The sequence below is a fragment of the Chryseobacterium sp. CFS15 genome (genome assembly GCF_031118795.1).
GTDB lineage: Bacteria > Bacteroidota > Bacteroidia > Flavobacteriales > Weeksellaceae > Chryseobacterium > Chryseobacterium indoltheticum.
This window is the reverse complement of sequence record NZ_JAVHYL010000013.1, coordinates 74,322-92,723: the sequence shown is the minus strand read 5'-3', so window position 1 is coordinate 92,723 and position 18,402 is coordinate 74,322. Positions and strand designations below refer to the sequence as shown.

Annotated in this window: 13 protein-coding genes; 11 read left to right on the top strand and 2 right to left on the bottom strand. The window is 36.4% G+C overall.

Annotated features, from left to right (window positions below; genetic code table 11):
• Nucleotides 1-59 precede the first annotated feature (59 nt).
• Together OH814_RS18030 and mfd are read right to left on the bottom strand one after the other, a co-directional pair.
• Nucleotides 60-971, bottom strand: coding sequence for a hypothetical protein (locus OH814_RS18030; RefSeq protein ID WP_123886276.1), 912 nt, complete (start codon nucleotides 969-971; stop codon nucleotides 60-62).
• Nucleotides 972-1,096: 125 nt separating this feature from the next.
• Nucleotides 1,097-4,459, bottom strand: coding sequence for a transcription-repair coupling factor (gene mfd, locus OH814_RS18025; protein ID WP_308829110.1), 3,363 nt, complete (start codon nucleotides 4,457-4,459; stop codon nucleotides 1,097-1,099).
• A 243-nt stretch (nucleotides 4,460-4,702) separates the two neighbouring features.
• On the opposite strand from mfd, the gene OH814_RS18020 reads away from it, so the two are divergent.
• From OH814_RS18020 to OH814_RS17970, 11 genes are all read left to right on the top strand, one after another.
• The gene (locus OH814_RS18020; RefSeq protein ID WP_076557267.1) at nucleotides 4,703-5,092 is read left to right on the top strand and encodes a hypothetical protein; all 390 of its coding nucleotides are present in this window, start codon (nucleotides 4,703-4,705) and stop codon (nucleotides 5,090-5,092) included.
• A gap of 147 nt (nucleotides 5,093-5,239) precedes the next feature.
• On the top strand, nucleotides 5,240-5,497 hold the full coding sequence (locus OH814_RS18015) for a hypothetical protein (protein WP_076557265.1): 258 nt from the start codon (nucleotides 5,240-5,242) through the stop codon (nucleotides 5,495-5,497).
• 125 nt (nucleotides 5,498-5,622) lie between these two features.
• On the top strand, nucleotides 5,623-7,125 hold the full coding sequence (locus OH814_RS18010) for a GH3 auxin-responsive promoter family protein (protein WP_308829109.1): 1,503 nt from the start codon (nucleotides 5,623-5,625) through the stop codon (nucleotides 7,123-7,125).
• A complete protein-coding gene (locus OH814_RS18005) occupies nucleotides 7,103-7,402 on the top strand; it encodes a hypothetical protein (RefSeq protein WP_308829108.1) in 300 nt (99 codons plus the stop codon). The genes OH814_RS18010 and OH814_RS18005 overlap by 23 nt, the downstream gene beginning before the upstream one ends.
• A 113-nt stretch (nucleotides 7,403-7,515) precedes the next feature.
• The gene (locus tag OH814_RS18000) at nucleotides 7,516-7,878 is read left to right on the top strand and encodes a hypothetical protein (RefSeq protein ID WP_201132618.1); all 363 of its coding nucleotides are present in this window, start codon (nucleotides 7,516-7,518) and stop codon (nucleotides 7,876-7,878) included.
• A 94-nt stretch (nucleotides 7,879-7,972) separates the two neighbouring features.
• Nucleotides 7,973-9,208 carry an MFS transporter gene (locus OH814_RS17995; protein WP_308829107.1) on the top strand — a complete coding sequence of 412 codons (1,236 nt, stop codon included), beginning with the start codon at nucleotides 7,973-7,975 and terminating at the stop codon, nucleotides 9,206-9,208.
• Between the two features lie 91 nt (nucleotides 9,209-9,299).
• Nucleotides 9,300-11,378 (top strand): gliding motility-associated C-terminal domain-containing protein, encoded by a 2,079-nt coding sequence (locus tag OH814_RS17990; RefSeq protein WP_308829106.1) that lies wholly within the window; start codon nucleotides 9,300-9,302, stop codon nucleotides 11,376-11,378.
• 111 nt (nucleotides 11,379-11,489) lie between these two features.
• Nucleotides 11,490-13,562 (top strand): gliding motility-associated C-terminal domain-containing protein, encoded by a 2,073-nt coding sequence (locus tag OH814_RS17985; protein ID WP_308829105.1) that lies wholly within the window; start codon nucleotides 11,490-11,492, stop codon nucleotides 13,560-13,562.
• Nucleotides 13,563-13,717: 155 nt separating this feature from the next.
• On the top strand, nucleotides 13,718-15,295 hold the full coding sequence (dnaB, locus tag OH814_RS17980; protein ID WP_123886282.1) for a replicative DNA helicase: 1,578 nt from the start codon (nucleotides 13,718-13,720) through the stop codon (nucleotides 15,293-15,295).
• 78 nt (nucleotides 15,296-15,373) lie between these two features.
• Nucleotides 15,374-15,850 carry a ribonuclease HI gene (gene rnhA, locus OH814_RS17975; RefSeq protein WP_308829104.1) on the top strand — a complete coding sequence of 159 codons (477 nt, stop codon included), beginning with the start codon at nucleotides 15,374-15,376 and terminating at the stop codon, nucleotides 15,848-15,850.
• Between the two features lie 156 nt (nucleotides 15,851-16,006).
• The gene (locus OH814_RS17970; protein ID WP_308829103.1) at nucleotides 16,007-18,262 is read left to right on the top strand and encodes a T9SS type B sorting domain-containing protein; all 2,256 of its coding nucleotides are present in this window, start codon (nucleotides 16,007-16,009) and stop codon (nucleotides 18,260-18,262) included.
• Nucleotides 18,263-18,402 lie beyond the last annotated feature (140 nt).

Sequence of the window (18,402 nt, the reverse complement as noted above, 5' to 3'; positions counted from 1 at the left end):
TTTTGTATAAAAATCACATTTTTGTTTATATTATCACAAAACTAATAACGAAATCAGGATTATAAAGCCTTATAAATATACTTCTGAGCCTGAGTCTGATCTGATGTTGGATAATTCATAGAATCATAAAGATACGTATAATCACCAGGTATTACAGGACCAGCCGTACCGGGAACAGGAGAAGGAAATACAATATTGAAGCTCTTCAGGTTATTAGCAGATAATGCAGGGAAATTAATAGGATGCACCAGGCTCCACATTACAAAAAATGTTCTTGGCAATGTGTTGTAAGGATTAATTTTATTATCGTAGGCACTATAAGTATATGTTGTCGTTAAAACTGTTGCAGACAAATCGGGGACACCTGCTGCATTGGTAATCCCAGCTTCTGTTACCATTTTTGTTATATTATCTCCGGTATTGGTAAAATTATAGTTGGTAAATTGAGTGTACGTTGAGCCAGACTTCTTCTTTTCGACGATCTTTGTCATCTTCCCCGCGCTATCATACGTGTAGGTGTATTCACTGTTGAAGTTTGGTATACTGCCAATCATCGTAGCACCGGTTGTATAATTGATCTTTCCACCCGAATCGTACGTGATATTGAAGTCGTAGCTTAAAGTATTGGCCGGAGCTCCGTTTACTTCCTGAGCAAATTTTACTCTTGTAATTTTCCCTGAAGTATATGTTGCTGTCCCAACGAAGAAAGAAGTGGGGCCGCTTGCTTCTTTAAAAATAGCTTTTTCCAAAACATTTCCGGTCGTTACAAATTCCTGATTTGTTACATTGTTCACTACAATCTTGTGCAAAATTCGAGGTCCGGTAATTGTAGGCGTGCTTCCACCACTACTTCCGGGATTATTGGGACCATTGAGTGTATTATTAATAGGATCAGCCGTTGTATTGTCGCAAGAAAGAAGAAAGCCAAGAAGCAGAGTTGCTACTCCTGTAAGAAAGTTGTTTTTGGTCATAAAGTTTTTAGTTTTTTAGTCTCGCAAATATAATTTATTTTCATTAATACAGGATTTATTTTAAAACTTTAATAAAAAAAAGTCTAAAATTTCTTTTAGACTTTCACAATTGATATTTTATGGTATTAAATTCCTAAAATAGATTTCAGCAAAACATTCACCTCATCTACATTCTTTACTTTATCTTTTCGCATCATCAGATTATTTCCTTCTTTCCCTGCTTTTTCTTTTAGCTGAGCTTGCGCAGGATTTTGCGTGAGGTAAGAAATAATATGCCTGAATTTATCGGTCTGATAAAATTTATCCTGCGGATTTCCTGGGAAGTAGCCTAAGAAAATTCCGTTTTTCATTACAATTTTTTCGAAACCAATTTCGGCGGCCAACCACTTCAGAGCTACACTTTTCAGTAGATTGATAGCTTCACTTGGCAAATTCCCAAAACGGTCTTTCAGCTCAGATTCAAATTTCTGAAGATCTTTTTCATTATCTATATCAGCTAATTTCTGATACAACAAAAGTCTTTCTTCGGTACTCGAAACATAAGAATCCGGAAGCATCAGCTCCAGATCTGTATCGATATTGACCTCTTTTACCGATTTGAAAAGTTTATTTCGGTCTTCTTCATTTTCAAAAAGATTTTCAAAATCTTCATCATCTTTCAGTTCTTCAAGTGCTTCCTGCATCATCTTCTGATAGGTTTCGAATCCCATTTCATTGATAAAGCCGCTTTGTTCACCACCCAATAAATCTCCGGCACCACGAATTTCCAAATCTTTCATCGCAATCTGAAAACCACTTCCCAGATCTGAAAACTGTTCAATTGCTTCCAGTCTTTTTCTGGCATCAGAGGTCATCATATCAAAAGGTGGCGTAATCAGGTAACAAAATGCTTTTCTGTTGCTTCGCCCAACTCTTCCTCTCATCTGATGAAGGTCTGCCATTCCGAAACGTTGCGCATCATTAATGAAAATTGTATTCGCATTCGGAACATCTACTCCACTTTCAATAATCGTGGTTGCAACCAGAACATCATATTTTCCATCCATAAAATCGAGGACATTCTGTTCCATTTGCTTCCCTTCCATTTGTCCGTGTGCAGTAATAACTCTAGCGTCGGGAACCAATCTTTGGATCAAGCCTGCAATATCTTTCAAGTTTTCAATTCTGTTATTGATGAAATAAACCTGCCCGTCACGCTGCAATTCATAAGAAACCGCATCGCGAATAATTTCTTCGCTAAACCCAATAATATTTGTATCAACCGGCTGTCTGTTTGGCGGTGGTGTTTTGATCACCGAAAGATCTCGTGCAGCCATCAGAGAAAATTGCAACGTTCTCGGAATTGGCGTTGCAGTCAATGTCAAGGTATCAACATTGGTTTTCATCGTTTTGAGCTTATCTTTTACCGAAACTCCAAATTTATGTTCTTCATCAATAATCAGTAAACCTAAATTTTTAAATTTAACTTTATCTGCAGCCAACTGATGTGTCCCGATAACGATGTCAATTTTCCCATCGTCTAATCCTTGTAAAGTTTCATTTTTTTGTTTCGCCGTTCTGAAACGGTTTAAGTACGAAATATTCACCGGAAAATCTTTCAATCTTTCTTTGAAACTTCTGTAATGTTGAAAAGCCAGAATGGTCGTCGGAACCAAAATCGCAACCTGCTTACCATCTGTAGCCGCTTTAAACGCAGCACGAATGGCAACTTCTGTTTTTCCGAAACCAACATCACCACAAATCAAGCGATCCATCACTCCTTCATCTTCCATATCTTTTTTGACATCCAACGTTGCTTTTTCCTGATCTGGCGTGTCTTCATAAGCAAAACTTGCTTCCAACTCATTTTGAAGATAAGAATCTGGTGAATATTGGAATCCTTTTGCGGTTTTTCTTTCCGCATATAATTTGATTAAGTCAAAAGCAATTTGCTTAACTCTCGCTTTGGTTTTTTGTTTTAGTGATTTCCAGGCAGGAGAACCGAGTTTGCTTAAGACGATCTCTTTTCCGTCGGGGCCATTGTATTTCGAAATTTTATGTAGAGAATGAATACTTACATACAATAAGTCTCCGTTTTTATACGTCAATTTAAAACATTCCTGAATCTTTCCATCATTGTTTACTTTTACCAATCCCATAAATTTTCCTATCCCGTGATCGATGTGGGCAATATAATCTCCGACTTTCAGCGACATCAGATCTTTCAGCGTGAGCTGCTCAGATTTAGCGAATGTATTTTTAGATTTATATCTTTGATAACGGTCAAAAATCTGATGATCGGTATACACCAAAATTTTATGATCAGGATCTACGAAACCTTCATGAAGTTCAGATTTAAAACTTTTAAAAGCCAGCTGATGTCCTAATTCATCAAAAATAGACACCAATCTGTCTTTTTGTTTTTCTGTGGAAAAAGATATCCAGATATCAAAACCTTCTTCTTTTTTCTCCTGCAAATCTTCAATCAACAACTGAAAATTCTTGTGAAACGAAGGTTGAGCAGTTTGGCTAAGCTTTATTTCAAGAGATTTTATTTCTTCGATTCCGACACTGCTAAAATCTATGGTTTTAAATTTTTTATAATCAAATAAAAATTCCTGATCCGAAATAAATAATTCTTGTGGACTTCTGTGCGCAATATCCTTATTTAGATTGTCAAATTTCTCTATAGATTTTTCGTAAAATGTTCTAAGCTTCTGAAGACCAACAATTCCGTTTCTTGAAATAACCAAACTGTCTTTAGGCAAGATTTCCAGAAACGAAACCCTTGTCCCCGAAACAGAAAAATTCATATTAGACACCAATTGAAAACCTTCTACTTTATCAACCGAAAGCTGAGTTTCTATATCAAAAGTTTTAATATTCTCCACTTCGTTTCCGAAGAAAGTAATACGATAAGGTTTTTCGTTGGAGTAAGAAAAGACGTCGACAATTCCACCACGTACAGAAAATTCGCCTGGCTCAGAAACGAAATCGGTTTGATTAAATTGATAATGATTCAGCAATTCGTCCACAAAATCAAAGTCGAGCTGATCGCCGGTTTTAATGTGATGAGAAATAGCTTTAAAATCTTCCTTCTTCAATACTTTTTCAGACAAAGCACCAATATAAGCCACAATAACTTTTGGAGATTTTTCTGAATTTATTTTATTTAAAACTTCTGTTCGCAATACCAAATTGGCATTCTGAGTTTTTTCAACCTGATAAGGCTCCATGTGAGTGGCCGGAAAATAAAGTACACTTTCTTTTCCCAGCAAATCTTCCATTTCGCTGTTGATGTACAACGCTTCTTCTTTGTCATCAACAAGAAAAAGAACCGTTTTTTTGTGAGTAAGAAATAGCTCGGCTGCAAAAACCGAAGCTGAAGAACCGGCACTTCCTCTTACAGAAAGATGCGGCTGTGTATCAATTTGTGTGAAAATTTCCTTTCCGAATTCATTCTTTAGTAAATCGGGAAGAAATTTTTCGCTGATATTTTTTAACTGCATAAATAATGTAGGTATAAAACGACAAAATCGATTTCGGGAGAGCTCCGAAACCGTTTTATTTCCTCAAAGGTACGTTATTTTTTATTTTTAAGATTTACAGAACGTAGTCAAATTTCAATCCAAAAGAATCGATTTCTTAATATCAACACAAAATATTCTAAAAAAAGTTAAAATTTTTAATCACTTCATTTTGGGCACAATCTTTGAAAATTGTTATTCAAGTAAACCAAAAAATAAAATATTATGAAAAATGTATTCAAGATTTTAGGAGTTTTCGTACTTCTATTTACCGCCTTTTCACTATCGTCGTGCCGAGATGACGATGACCCGGCTGACAACGATTTCTTCGCAGGAACTTACAAAGGAAGTGTAGGGTATACTGATGGCAGTAATAACATTTCTACCGACAATGGTGAAGTATTCGTTACAAAGATTGCAAGCGGAACTAAATATAACTTTAGATTTTCTAGCGGAATTCCTGATCTTAACGGGTTGGAATTTGAAAAACAAGGTGACAACACTTTGGTAATGGTGAATTCTAATGCCCTTGTTTATGTAAGAATTGATAACAACGAGCTTAAGATGCTTTACACCGTAGACGGTAAAACTTGGAGAGCCAATTGTACAAGATAAATCTAACAACTATTCATTCATATGTTTGCCCGTTTCCAAATTTGGAAGCGGGCTTTATTTTTATAAATATCAAATTAATTATTAAAAACCGCTTTTCATTTTAATATTTTACTTAACTTTATGTAAACAAAAAGCAATCAAATAGATATGAAAAAATTTCTTACCGCAATGTCTGTTATTTTGGGACTAGGATTTGCGACCGCTCAGCAAACTGTTCCCGCAACAAAAACAGCAGTAAAATCGACAACGACAAAAACTGTAAAACCCATAAAAGCTGCTGAAACCAACACTGCAAAATCAGCGACAAAACTCAAAAAAGACGGAACTCCGGATAAGCGGTATAAAGAAAATCAGAAGTTGAAAAAAGACGGAACTCCAGACAAGAGGTACAAAGTAAACAAGTAAAAAACAACGTATAGTTGTAATTTCATAATCAAATTTTCAATTAACCGATGCCTAGATCATCGGTTTTTTTGTTTTAAATCTTAAAAAAATTCATCGAATTATATACTTATTTATAAATTTGAACTATGTTAAACTTTCTAAAGAAAAATGCAGCGCTGATTTGGGCAAAAAAACATGTTCAAAAAACTGAAGAATTTAAAAAAAATGCTGAAGAAAATCAGGCGAAACTGTTATTATCGCTTATTGACACGGCCAAGAAAACTCTTTTTGGAAGAACATACGATTTTGAAAACATCAGGTCTGTAGAAGATTTTCAGGCAAAAGTTCCTGTTGCGGATTATGAAGATCTGAAACCTTATATAGAAAAAGTAAAACGTGGGCAACGTGATATTTTGTGGACCGAAACTCCGGAATATTTTGCTAAAACTTCTGGTACGACCTCGGGTTCCAAATACATTCCAATTTCTAAAGAAGGCATGCCGTTTCAGGTAAAAGGTGCTCAAAGTGCACTTTTCCATTATATTGCTAAAAAAAATAATGCCGATTTTGTAGGCGGAAAAATGATTTTTCTACAGGGAAGCCCTGAGCTTGAAGAAGTTTTCGGGATAAAAACCGGAAGGTTATCAGGAATTGTAGCGCATCATATCCCCAATTATCTGCAAAAAAACCGATTACCAAGCTGGGAAACCAATCTGATTGATGATTGGGAAACAAAGGTTGATAAAATTGTAGAAGAAACCGAGAAAGAGAACATGACTTTGATTTCGGGGATACCGCCATGGCTGATCATGTATTTCGAAAAACTCATTGAGAAAAACGGTAAAAAAATAAAGCAGATATTTCCCAATCTACAACTAATTGTCACAGGCGGTGTCAATTATGAGCCATACCGCGAAAAAATGGAGGAACTTTTAGGTGACAAAGTAGATATTGTACAAACTTTTCCGGCTTCGGAAGGATTTTTTGCTTTTCAGGATGATTATACCAAAGAAGGCTTATTGCTTTTAACCAATCATGGAATTTTCTATGAATTTATTCCGTTGGAGCAGTATGGAAAACCTGACGCCCAAAGATTAACGTTAAAAGATATTGAACTCAACAAGGATTACGCCCTGATTTTGACAACGAACTCCGGTTTGTGGGCATATTCTATTGGCGATGTTGTACGTTTTATTGATAAAAATCCGCACAGAATTTTGGTAAGCGGAAGAACTAAACATTTTACTTCAGCCTTTGGCGAACACGTGATTGCTTTTGAAGTGGAAGAGGCTATAAAAGCTACTGTAGAAAAATTATCAGCACAGATTACCGAATTCCATTTGGCTCCGCAAGTAAATCCGGAAGAGGGTTTACCGTATCATGAATGGTTTATTGAGTTTGAAAAAGAACCGGAGAATTTAGACCTTTTTAAGAATGAACTTGATGATCAGTTGAGAAAACGCAATACATATTATGATGATCTTATTTCAGGAAATATTCTGCAAAAACTTCACATTTCTACGCTTAAAAAAAATGCCTTTCAGGAATATGCAAAATCTGAAGGAAAATTGGGAGGTCAAAATAAAATACCAAGATTGGCCAACGACAGAAAAATAGCAGCAATACTTGAAGTTTATAAAAAATATTAACTCAAAAATCCTATTCTATGAAAATATTTTTTTCTCTTGTAGTACTTATCTCAATAGTTTCCTGTTCTTCAGAAAAAAAGAAAGAATTTCTATTGCAAAGACAGATATTAAAGAAATAAGAAAAGATAAAACAGCAATTGCCGTCATCGCAACGAGTGGAGGAATAGCCGCTGCGACAGTACTAATTGTGGGAATTTCAAAAGCGACAGATGATTTAGCAGATACAGCAGAAGCGTTTGGAAGTGGTTTAAATCAATCGACGCTAAAAAATTTTTAAACACAAATTTTCTCCATTATTCAGTTTAATATTACAAAAAAAGTGAGATTTTATTTTTTAATGAAAACGTATATTCAAAAAAAATTATAAATTTGGAAAACTAAAAAATTATAATGAAAGCATCTGTACTTTTAAAATCATCATTATTAACGTCTTTATTTGTAATCTCATCTTGTGCAACAACAAAGTACAGCGAAGATATTGCACAAAACAATTATTCTAACCTTGAGGCTGGTAAAATATACATCGTTACTCACAAAGACGGTACCAAGAAGCAGAAATTTTTATTCCGTAACGTTGATGGAGATAACATCATCGGCACAACCGGAAAAAAAGACAGTACTGAAGTGATCATTCCTAAATCTAATGTTGCTGCTGTAAAAGACAGATCAAGAGCGAGAGTTGCCGGAGGTGCTGTTGTCATTGGTGCCGCTGCTGCCGCTGCCATTGTTGTAAGTTCTCTAAGAGCCGACTAAGATAGACACTATCTTTCAAAAGGTATTTTATTTATCATTTGAAAATCGAAAATACAGATAGCCCTAAATAAATTTTTAGGGCTATTTTTGTAGCATGATTTCACTATTACCGCTCAAAACATTGCAAAATGTAGAATTCAGAAATCTTCTTACCGGGAGATTTTTTGTTGTTTTAGCCTTCAGAATGCTCGCAACTTTACTTGGATGGTGGGTGTATCAGTTAACAAAAGATCCTTTTTCGATCGGGCTTATCGGGCTATCGGAGGTAATTCCCGCAGTAAGCTGCGCATTGTATGCCGGACACGTCATCGATATGAATGAAAAGAAAAGACTGCTATTAATTTGTAATTATGTATACGTTTTTCTGATCAGCTTACTGATGATTCCTGCATTTTTTGACGTGGAACTTCATTTTACAGGGCACGAAATCACCTACTTCATTTATGGGGTTATATTTTTCACCGGAATTGCACGAGCTTTTATCGGACCCATTGTACCGTCTATGATTCCTAAAATCGTGAAGAAAGTGAATCTTCCGAGTGCGATTACCTTAAACCAGGCGACATTCTTGATTTCTTCTGTCTGCGGTCACGCCGCCGGAGGATTTCTTATCGGTTTTTTTGGTGTAAAATGGACTTTATTGGTTATCGTCTCTCTGCTTTTAATCGCTTCACTTTTTTTCTGGCAGCTGAACAAACAATTTTCTGAGCATAAAAAAGAGGAAATAAAAGTTATGGAAAGCATGCGTGAGGGCATTTCGTATATTTTTAAAACTAAAGAAATTTTAGGAGCCCTTTGTTTAGATATGTTTGCTGTACTATTTGGGGGTGCCGTTGCTATGATTCCTGTATTTGCAACAGATATTTTAAAAACTGGAGCAGAAGGTTTTGGATTGCTCAATGCAGCGTCAGACATCGGTTCAATGATTATCATTACTATATTATCACTGGTTCCTTTAAGAAAAAATCAAGGGAAAATTCTGTTGGTGGTCGTTGCAGGGTTTGGGTTATGTATTATCGGTTTTGGATTGTCGCATTACTATTGGCTTTCATTTATGTTTTTGGTACTGAGCGGCATGCTTGATGGCATTTCTGTTGTTATACGAGGAACTATTGTACAGCTCAAAACACCTGATCATATTCGAGGAAGAGTACTAAGCGTGAACTCAATTTTCATCATGTCGAGCAATGAAATGGGGCAGTTTGAAAGTGGCTTAATGGCGAAGCTTTTGGGTGTTGTAAGATCAGTAATTTTTGGAGGAAGCATGACCGTATTGATAGCAATAATTGTTGGTTTAACGAACTCCAAATTGAGAAAAATGCAATATTAAATGAATTATGTCGTTTTACTTCGATATATAATAAAACTTAAATGTAAGATTAATAATTTCTCTATATTTGTATTTACAAATTTTTCAAAAAATGAAAAAAACTCTACTCTTTTTTTTACTGATTACATCCCAGATAATTTTTGCACAATCCAGCTCTGACTGTGGCGGAACTGTGCAAGTCTGCGGAAATACGCCTATTTCTTTTACTCCTACCGGACCCGGAGATATTAAAGAAGATTTGGGTGGATGCATGACTTCTGATGAGCACTTTTCTATCTGGTATACGTTTACCATTGCTACATCAGGAACGTTAACCTTTACTATTGCACCCAACACCTTGTCTAATGACTATGATTGGGCATTATACGGACCCAATGTATCGTGCGGTAGCTTAGGAACCCCGATACGATGTAACTATTCCGGAACCTCAGGTAATACAGGGTTAAATTTCACGAATACTAATACTACATCTGATGCTACACAATCACCATTTTGTTCATTTTTGAATGTTGTGGCAGGAGAAACTTACTACATCGTTGTTGATAATTTCTCACAATCTGCTAGTGGATTTGTATTAAACTGGGGTGGAACAGCAACTTTAGTATCACCATTTAATTCAGCGTTCCAGCCAAATCCATTTATTCCACCTGGAGATCCGGGAGCAGCACCAACAGATCCTAACGAAGTGATTGTTTGTACTGAGCCTCCTGTCTTTGATTTCAGCACATTATCGGCAGGAATTATAAACGGTAACCCAAACTTTATAGTTTCATATTATAAGAATTCTAATGATGCAATTAGTGGAAACAATCCTATTTTGGGTCCTATCCCGGTAAATACGACAGATGTTTACTATTATGTCATTACATATTCTGATCCAAGCGCACCTGGAGGAGCCATCAGCAGATGTAGGCTACCCGGCACATTTAAATTTGTACAACGCGCCATTAATGTTGTTGATGCTACTTTAACGAGCTGTAACAATAATAACGCAGGAACCGCAATGTATGATTTAACTACAGCAAATGTTATAAATGACCCTACGGTTACAAAGAAGTTTTACCCTTCACTTTCTGACCTAAATAACGGAACCGGACAAATCAGCAATCCTTACCAATATGTATCTGCAGTAGGATCTGTTTTTGTTTTGGTTACTTCACAATACGGATGTACAGATATAGCAGAAATCAAGTTGAATTTCTATCCGGAGATCATTGTTACTGAAGCTACGTTGAGATCATGTTTTATAGAAACTACTCCAACATTAGGACAGTTTGATCTAACAGACGCAACGGTTAACGGACAGACGGGGATGACTAAGAAGTATTATCCTTCAATGGCTGATGCCGTAAACGAAACTAATGAAATAGTGACTGCAAATACTTACATTGCTCCGACGGGATATGCTTATGTGAGAGTTTCTAATGGTGAAGGATGTTACAATGTAGCCAAAGTAAATCTGGTTGTTATTCCGCCTGTTTATTCTACAGTTCTAGTAGATAAAATTATTTGTGCAGAAGACAAAACCACTTTAGATGCAGGTGCAGGATTTGACGGTTATCTATGGAGCACCGGTGAAACTACTCAAACTATTTCAGATGTAGGAGTAGGTACGTATTGGGTAAAATTGAAAACGGGTGACTGTATCGCTAGACAAGATGTAAAAGTGTACGCTTCAGAGCAACCTGTTATATCAAATATTGAAATCTCAAACAGCACAATTACCGTACACGTAATTGGTGGAACGCCTCCTTACCAATACTCAATTGATAATATAAACTGGCAGGATTCTAATGTCTTCACCAATATATCCAGAGGTGATCACACTGTTTTTGTTAAAGACAACTACGATTGTGTGCCTATTCAGGTAAATGTCGTGGTTCCAAATATTACAAACGTGATCACTCCAAATGGAGATGGTGTAAATGATGTAATAGACTACTCTGCATTATCCGGAAAACAAAACTTAGTTCTAAGTATTTTTGATAGATATGGATCTAAAATCTATCAGGCCGATAAAACTAATGGTTATAAATGGGATGGCACAGCAAATGGAAGCAAGAAAGCACCTACAGGAAACTATTGGTATTCAGTAACCTGGAACGAAAACAATAAACAAAGTACACCAATCAAATTCTCTGGATGGGTATTATTGAAAAACAGGGAATAATAATAAAAAAACAACAAAAAAGCCGTCATATAAACGGCTTTTTTTATTTAAGGTAACATAACGCTTAATTAATTAAATTTTTGTTAAATTTGTAATTAAAATCATTTGGAAATGAGAAAACTACTACTTTTTTTTATTTTAATCACTTCACAGCTATATTATTCCCAGTCAGATTGTATCACTGCGATACCTGTATGTGGTAATTCTGATATATCTTATAACTCTGATACTAATGGCAGTATTATTGAACAAACTTCAGGAAGCTGCCTAGGCCTGGAAAACCATTCTGTTTGGTACGTTTTTACCGCTGCAACAACAGGAACAATAGAATTTACAATAAATCCTGATACTATTCCTGGTGTTACTCACTATGATTACGATTTTGCGGTTTATGGACCCAATATAGATTGCGCAACCTGGGATTTCGGAAATGCTGTCAGCTGTAATTATTCTGGGACAAGTGGTCCTACAGGATTAAGTTCTACTCAAACAGGAAGCCAGTGGAACGCTCCGCTTCAAGTAATTGCTGGAGAAGTCTATTATGTTCTTATAGACAATTATATTCCGGCAAGTAATTTAGGATTTTCTCTAACATGGGGTGGTACAGCAGCGCTAACGTCTGCTTTTAACGACCCAGCATTAACGCCTAACCCATTTATTACTCCTGGAGTACCGAATGCAACAAACCCTGCTCTTCCTAATGAAATTTTGAAATGTGCGCTTCCAATGCAGTTTGATTTCACAACTTTAACATCCGGTATATTAAATGGTAATCCAAACTTCACTATAACATATCATGATGCTAATAATGATGCAATTACGGGATCGAACCCATTAACTACAACTACTATAAATGGCACAACACTTTATTATTATAGAATAAAATACACCGATCCAACTAATCCAACTAATCCAGCCAATGGGTGTTTTCAAACAGGAAAGTTTAAATTCAAGCAAGGAAACATTGTTGCGAAGAATGCAACACTTCAGGCATGTAATAACAATGGCGCAGGAACAGGGACATTCAACCTTACAACAGCAAATGTTTTTGATGACCCAACTGCAACAAAAAAATACTATCCGACATTAGCAGACCTTAATGCAGGAACCAACGAAATTACAAATCCTACAGCCTATGTATCTGCTCCTAAAACAATTTATGTAAAAGTAACTTCGGTAGAAGGCTGTACTGCTAATTCTACGATTACTTTAAGCTTTTTCCCTGTTGTGGTGGTAACACCTGCAACTTTGGAGTCATGTTTTATTGAAGCTGCAATTACAACTGCTTCTTTCGATCTTACACAAGCAAACGTAACGTCTCAAACAGGTATTACAAAAAGATTTTTCACTTCTCAAGCAAATGCCTTAGCAGGAACTAACGAAATTATTCCGGCTACAAATTATATCACGACAAGTACTGATGTCTATGTGAGAGTAACAAATACTGATGGATGTTATGCTATCACAAAAATCACATTAAAAGTTTTACCTCCTGTAAAATCATCAGTTCTTAAAGACAAAACTATTTGTTTAGAAGATAAAACGACTCTTGATGCGGGATCAGGATTTGACGGATACGAATGGAGCACTGGTGCTACAACCCAGTCAATCTCAAACGTTGGAGTGGGTGCTTATTGGGTAAAATTAAAAACTGGTAAGTGTTTTACCCTTCAGCAAGTACATGTTTATCCTTCGCAGCAACCTGTGATTGCAAGTATCGACATTACGAACAATACAATTACAGTAAATGCATCGGGAGGATCTGCACCTTATCAATATTCATTAGACGGTATCAATTGGCAAGATTCTAACGTGTTTACTGGTTTGCCGAGAGGAGAAAACAAAATTTTCGTAAAAGACTCATTCGATTGTAACCCTATCCAAATACAAGTTACTGTTCCGAATCTTGTGAACGCAATTACTCCAAATGGAGACAACGTTAACGACGAAATAGACTACTCTGCTTTAGCTTACAAAAAGAATTTGATATTCGTTGTTTACAACAGATACGGAAACAAAATCTATGAAGCTGACAAAGTAAGAAACTACAAGTGGAACGGCACCTCTGGAAACAAAAAAATTCCTACAGGAACATATTGGTACACAATTACCTGGAACGAAAACGACAAAAACAGTACACCAACCAAATATGACGGATGGGTATTGGTAAAAAACAGAGAATAATAATTTTTCTTTAATCATAATAAAATCACCTCAGCAATGGGGTGATTTTTTTATTAACACTAAAGCTCACCTGTTTACCATAGTTGGGTTATGTTTTCATCAGAATTGTTAGTTACTATTTTAAAAATATTTTTTAAAAAAACTATCTTTGCACCATGGCGCAGAAAGAAACACTCTCTTCTCTTACACAGGGGAACTTTGCTAGGGAACTGTCGATTGCAGATGGAAAAATGCCTCCCAATGCAATAGATTTTGAAAGATTGGTAATAGGTACTTTTTTAATTGACAAAAAGGGGCTAGATCATTCTATTGACCTACTTACTCCGGAAGTTTTTTATGATCCGAGACATCAGGTTATATTTTCTGTTATTCTGAAACTGTACGAAGGAAATCACCCCGTAGACATCATGACTGTTATTCAGGAAATGAAAAAGACAGACAAACTCAGTTCTGCAGGCGGCGATCATTATATAATAGAGCTTACGATGGGAGTAAGTTCATCAGCCCATATCGAATATCACGTACGTGTCATTCTTGAAAAATATATTTTAAGAAGTTTAATCAATGTTTCAGCTAATGTTATAGACACTTCGTATAAAGAGTCTACCGACGTATTCGAACTTCTGGATAAAGCTGAACAATCATTTTTTGAAATCACAAACGGTACCATCAAAAAAGGGTTTGACACCGCCAACACTTTGGTAAAGCAAGCCATTGACACTATTAAATCTTTAAAAGATAAAGAAGGAATCTCCGGTGTACCTTCGGGATTCAGAGATGTCGATAAAGAAACCGGGGGCTGGCAAAATTCTGACCTTATTATTATCGCTGCGCGTCCGGCGATGGGAAAAACAGCATTTATCCTATCAATGGCGAGAAATATTGCCGTGGAATACAAAATCCCGATGGCATTGTTTTCATTAGAGATGGCATCGGTACAGCTCATCACAAGGATGATTGCTTCCGAAACAAAAATCTCATCAGAAAAATTAAGAAAAGGAACGTTGGATGATGAAGAATGGCAAAGACTATTTTCAAATGTCTCAGAATTAGAAAACGCACCTTTATATATTGACGAAACACCTTCCCTGTCCATATTTGACTTCAGAGCAAAATGCCGAAGACTGGTAATGCAGCACGGAGTAAGACTAATAATGGTCGACTACCTTCAGCTGATGACTGCAGGAGGTGGCGGAAAAGGTGGTGGAAACCGTGAGCAGGAAATTTCGATGATTTCGCGTTCATTAAAAGCGATTGCAAAAGAATTAAATGTGCCTGTAATTGCACTTTCTCAGCTTTCGAGAAGTGTGGAAACCCGTCCCGGAAAACGACCTCAGCTGTCTGACCTTAGAGAATCGGGAGCAATTGAGCAGGATGCCGATATTGTATCTTTTATTTTCAGACCTGAATATTACAAAATTACCGTTTGGGATAATGACGAGGATGGTGCAGAAACACCTACCGAAAACCAGGCAGAATTGATTATTGCAAAACACAGAAACGGTGCCACTGCCGATGTAAGATTATCTTTCCTGAAACATTTTGCAAAATTCGGGAATATCGAAGAGGCTACCAACGGAATGGGCTACTCCAATAATCATGGCGAGCCAAGTGGTTTTGAAAAAATTAAGACTACCATTCAACCAGGAGCAGCATTTGACCTTCCGGATAGTTCTAAACTTTCGGGGTCATCGATGAACGATCTTGATGATGAAGAAGATTTTCCGTTTTAAAAACTAATTCAATAAATCAATACCGCGAACGCACGAATGTTAAAAAGAAATTCGTGTATTCGTGGCAACTTATCTTAAATGAGAATTGAAATATATACTGACGGAGCCTGCAGCGGAAACCCCGGAAAAGGAGGTTACGGCATTTTGATGCGTGTTCCCGAAAAAAATTATCAAAAAACATTTTCTAAAGGCTTCAGAAAAACGACCAATAACAGAATGGAACTTTTGGCTGTAATCACTGCGCTGGAAAAACTGAAATCTACAGAAAACGATATTCATGTTTTTACCGATAGCAAATATGTTTCTGATGCCATTAACCAAAACTGGATTTCCGGCTGGATCAAAAGAGGTTGGAAAAACGTAAAAAACCCCGATCTGTGGAAGAGATTTGTTGTACTTTATAATCAGTACACTCCAAAAATGCATTGGGTAAAAGGCCACGCAGGACATTTTGAGAATGAACTTTGCGATAAACTTGCCGTAGCTGCAGCAAATTCACCAAATCTTGAAGTAGACACTTATTTTGAAGGTTTAGAAAGTAATTCTCTATTTTGAATTAAACTAAGATAGCGCTTATCATATTCAACTTTTCGTTATCATTAATATTTTTTATTACAAAATAATCAATTTTTTTTACAAATTTAACAGCATATATACATTTATTAGCAAAGATTCAATATCTTTACACGTCTAATAAAAGTATCCCAATAAATGAATAAAAAATTACTGTTTTATTTTACCCTTCTTTTACTTTGTATCTCCGGAAATTTTTCTTCCCAAACTTATCAGCTTACAGGAGTTCCTATTAACACAACAGGGTGGACGATGGTTTCGCCAACAGCTTTAGGAACAGGTGGTGATTTTATTCAACTGACACCGGACACAAATAATCAATCGGGGTCGATCAGGCTAAATGATCCTATAAACCTTAAATATTGTGATAAATGGCGGGTAGAATTCGATTTCAGAATGGATTCTAACCAAACCGCAAATGGTGACGGTCTTGCATTTTGGTATCTGGCAAATCCGCCGGTAGCAAGCGTGCTGGGATCAGGCCTTGGGGTTTCACAAAATGCCGTAGGTCTTATTGTAGGGTTTGATACTTACAACAATACAACTACTGCTGTAATGAGTAAAGTGCATGTTGCCTACGGACAAGTTGCAAACACTACAGACAACAACAATGTAGAATTTTTTAACACCGCAGGAAGCTCTTTTCACTCGCCCGACATGAATACGACTCTTCCTTTTCAGGGAACAACTTACAAACATGTTGAGGTAACTGCTGAAGTAAATACATCTATCCCTAATACCTGGAATATAAAAATAATGATTGACGGAACTCAGATCTGCAATCAACCATTTACCGCATCTGGAGCAGCCGCTACAATGACTCAGGGATATTTCGGGTTTTCTGCCTCTACAGGAGGAAACAGATCGAGACATTCTATTAAAAATGTAAAAATATATACCGACAAAGTAAGTTTACTGCAACCGACTGCAACACAAACTTTTTGCCCAAACCCTTCAACAGGTTTCGGAACAGTGAATTTAACATCATTTAATTCTCAGTTTGTCGCCAACCCTGCCAACTACACTTTTACTTATTCTGTTGGCGGTACACCTATTACGACGCCTACGAATTATCAATTTAATGCCAATACTACAGTAAATGTTATCGTAAGAGACAATGCAGCTGTTCTTTGTGATAACCCGGATGGGAAAATTATCCTTACCCTTTCACCATTTACGGCAAACAACAGAACTCTTTCTGCATGTAACAATAATGGTGCGACTACAGCAACCTTTGATCTCTCTTCAGCAAATGTTACTGCTGTTCCCGGAGTAACTAAAAAATACTATAAAACATTAGCAGATCTGAATGCGGGAACAAACGAAATTACAAACCCGAATGCTTACGTTTCAGCTCCGGGAAAAGTGTATGTAAAAGTGACAACGCCACAAGGTTGTACAGGAAACGCAGAGATTACACTTGTTTTCTATCCTCTGCCTGTATCCACCGATGCTACGATAGAATCTTGCTTTATTGAAACGTTTCCGACAACAGCATTATTTAATCTTACCACAGCGAACGTTTCTACCGAAGCAGGTATTACAAAAAAGTTCTATACAACTTTGGCAAACGCTTTAACCGGAACCAATGAAATCGTAAATCCAACAGCATATATTTCTTCATCTACAGATATATATGTAAAAATAACAGGCACAAACAGCTGTTATATCATTAAAAAAATAACGCTTAAAGTAATTCCTCCTGTAAGATCATCTGTTTTAAAAGACAAAACGATTTGTATTGACGACAGAACGACATTAGATGCAGGACCGGGATTTGATGGCTACGAATGGAGCACAGGAGCTACAACTTCATCTATTACCGATGTAGCTGTAGGAGCCTATTGGGTAAGATTAAAAACAGGAAACTGTTATACACTGCAAGCTGTAAATGTTAAATTTGCAACCAGCCCAGTTATTTCTAGCATAGACATTACCAACAACACCATTACCGTGAATGTTTCTGGTGGAGTTGCTCCCTACAAATATTCTTTAGACGGCATCAACTGGCAAGATTCTAACATATTCACCGGCCTTCCGAGAGGTGAAAATAAAATTTTTGTAAAAGATTTTTATAATTGTGAGCCAACACATATTCAGGTAACGGTTCCTAATCTTATAAACGCAATAACGCCTAATGGCGATAATGTAAACGATTTTATCGATTATACAGCTCTTGCTTATAAGAAAAATCTAGTCTTCACTGTTTATGACAGATATGGAAACTTGAAGTATCAGGCAGACAAAATAAGAAATTACACCTGGGACGGAACTTCCGGAGGTAAAAAATTGTCAACAGGTACTTATTGGTACTCCATAAGCTGGACTGAAAATGACAAAAACAATACACAGACAAAATACAACGGATGGGTATTGGTAAAAAATAGGGAATAGTCCCAAGAAAGCACCACTACCATTAAGTGGTGCTTTTTTAAATCTAAAATCTAAAAAATTTGCCGACTAAAGCATGACTTATATTACAACTATACTAAGTACTTCACTGCTATTACCAACCCGGAAAATATATATTAAAA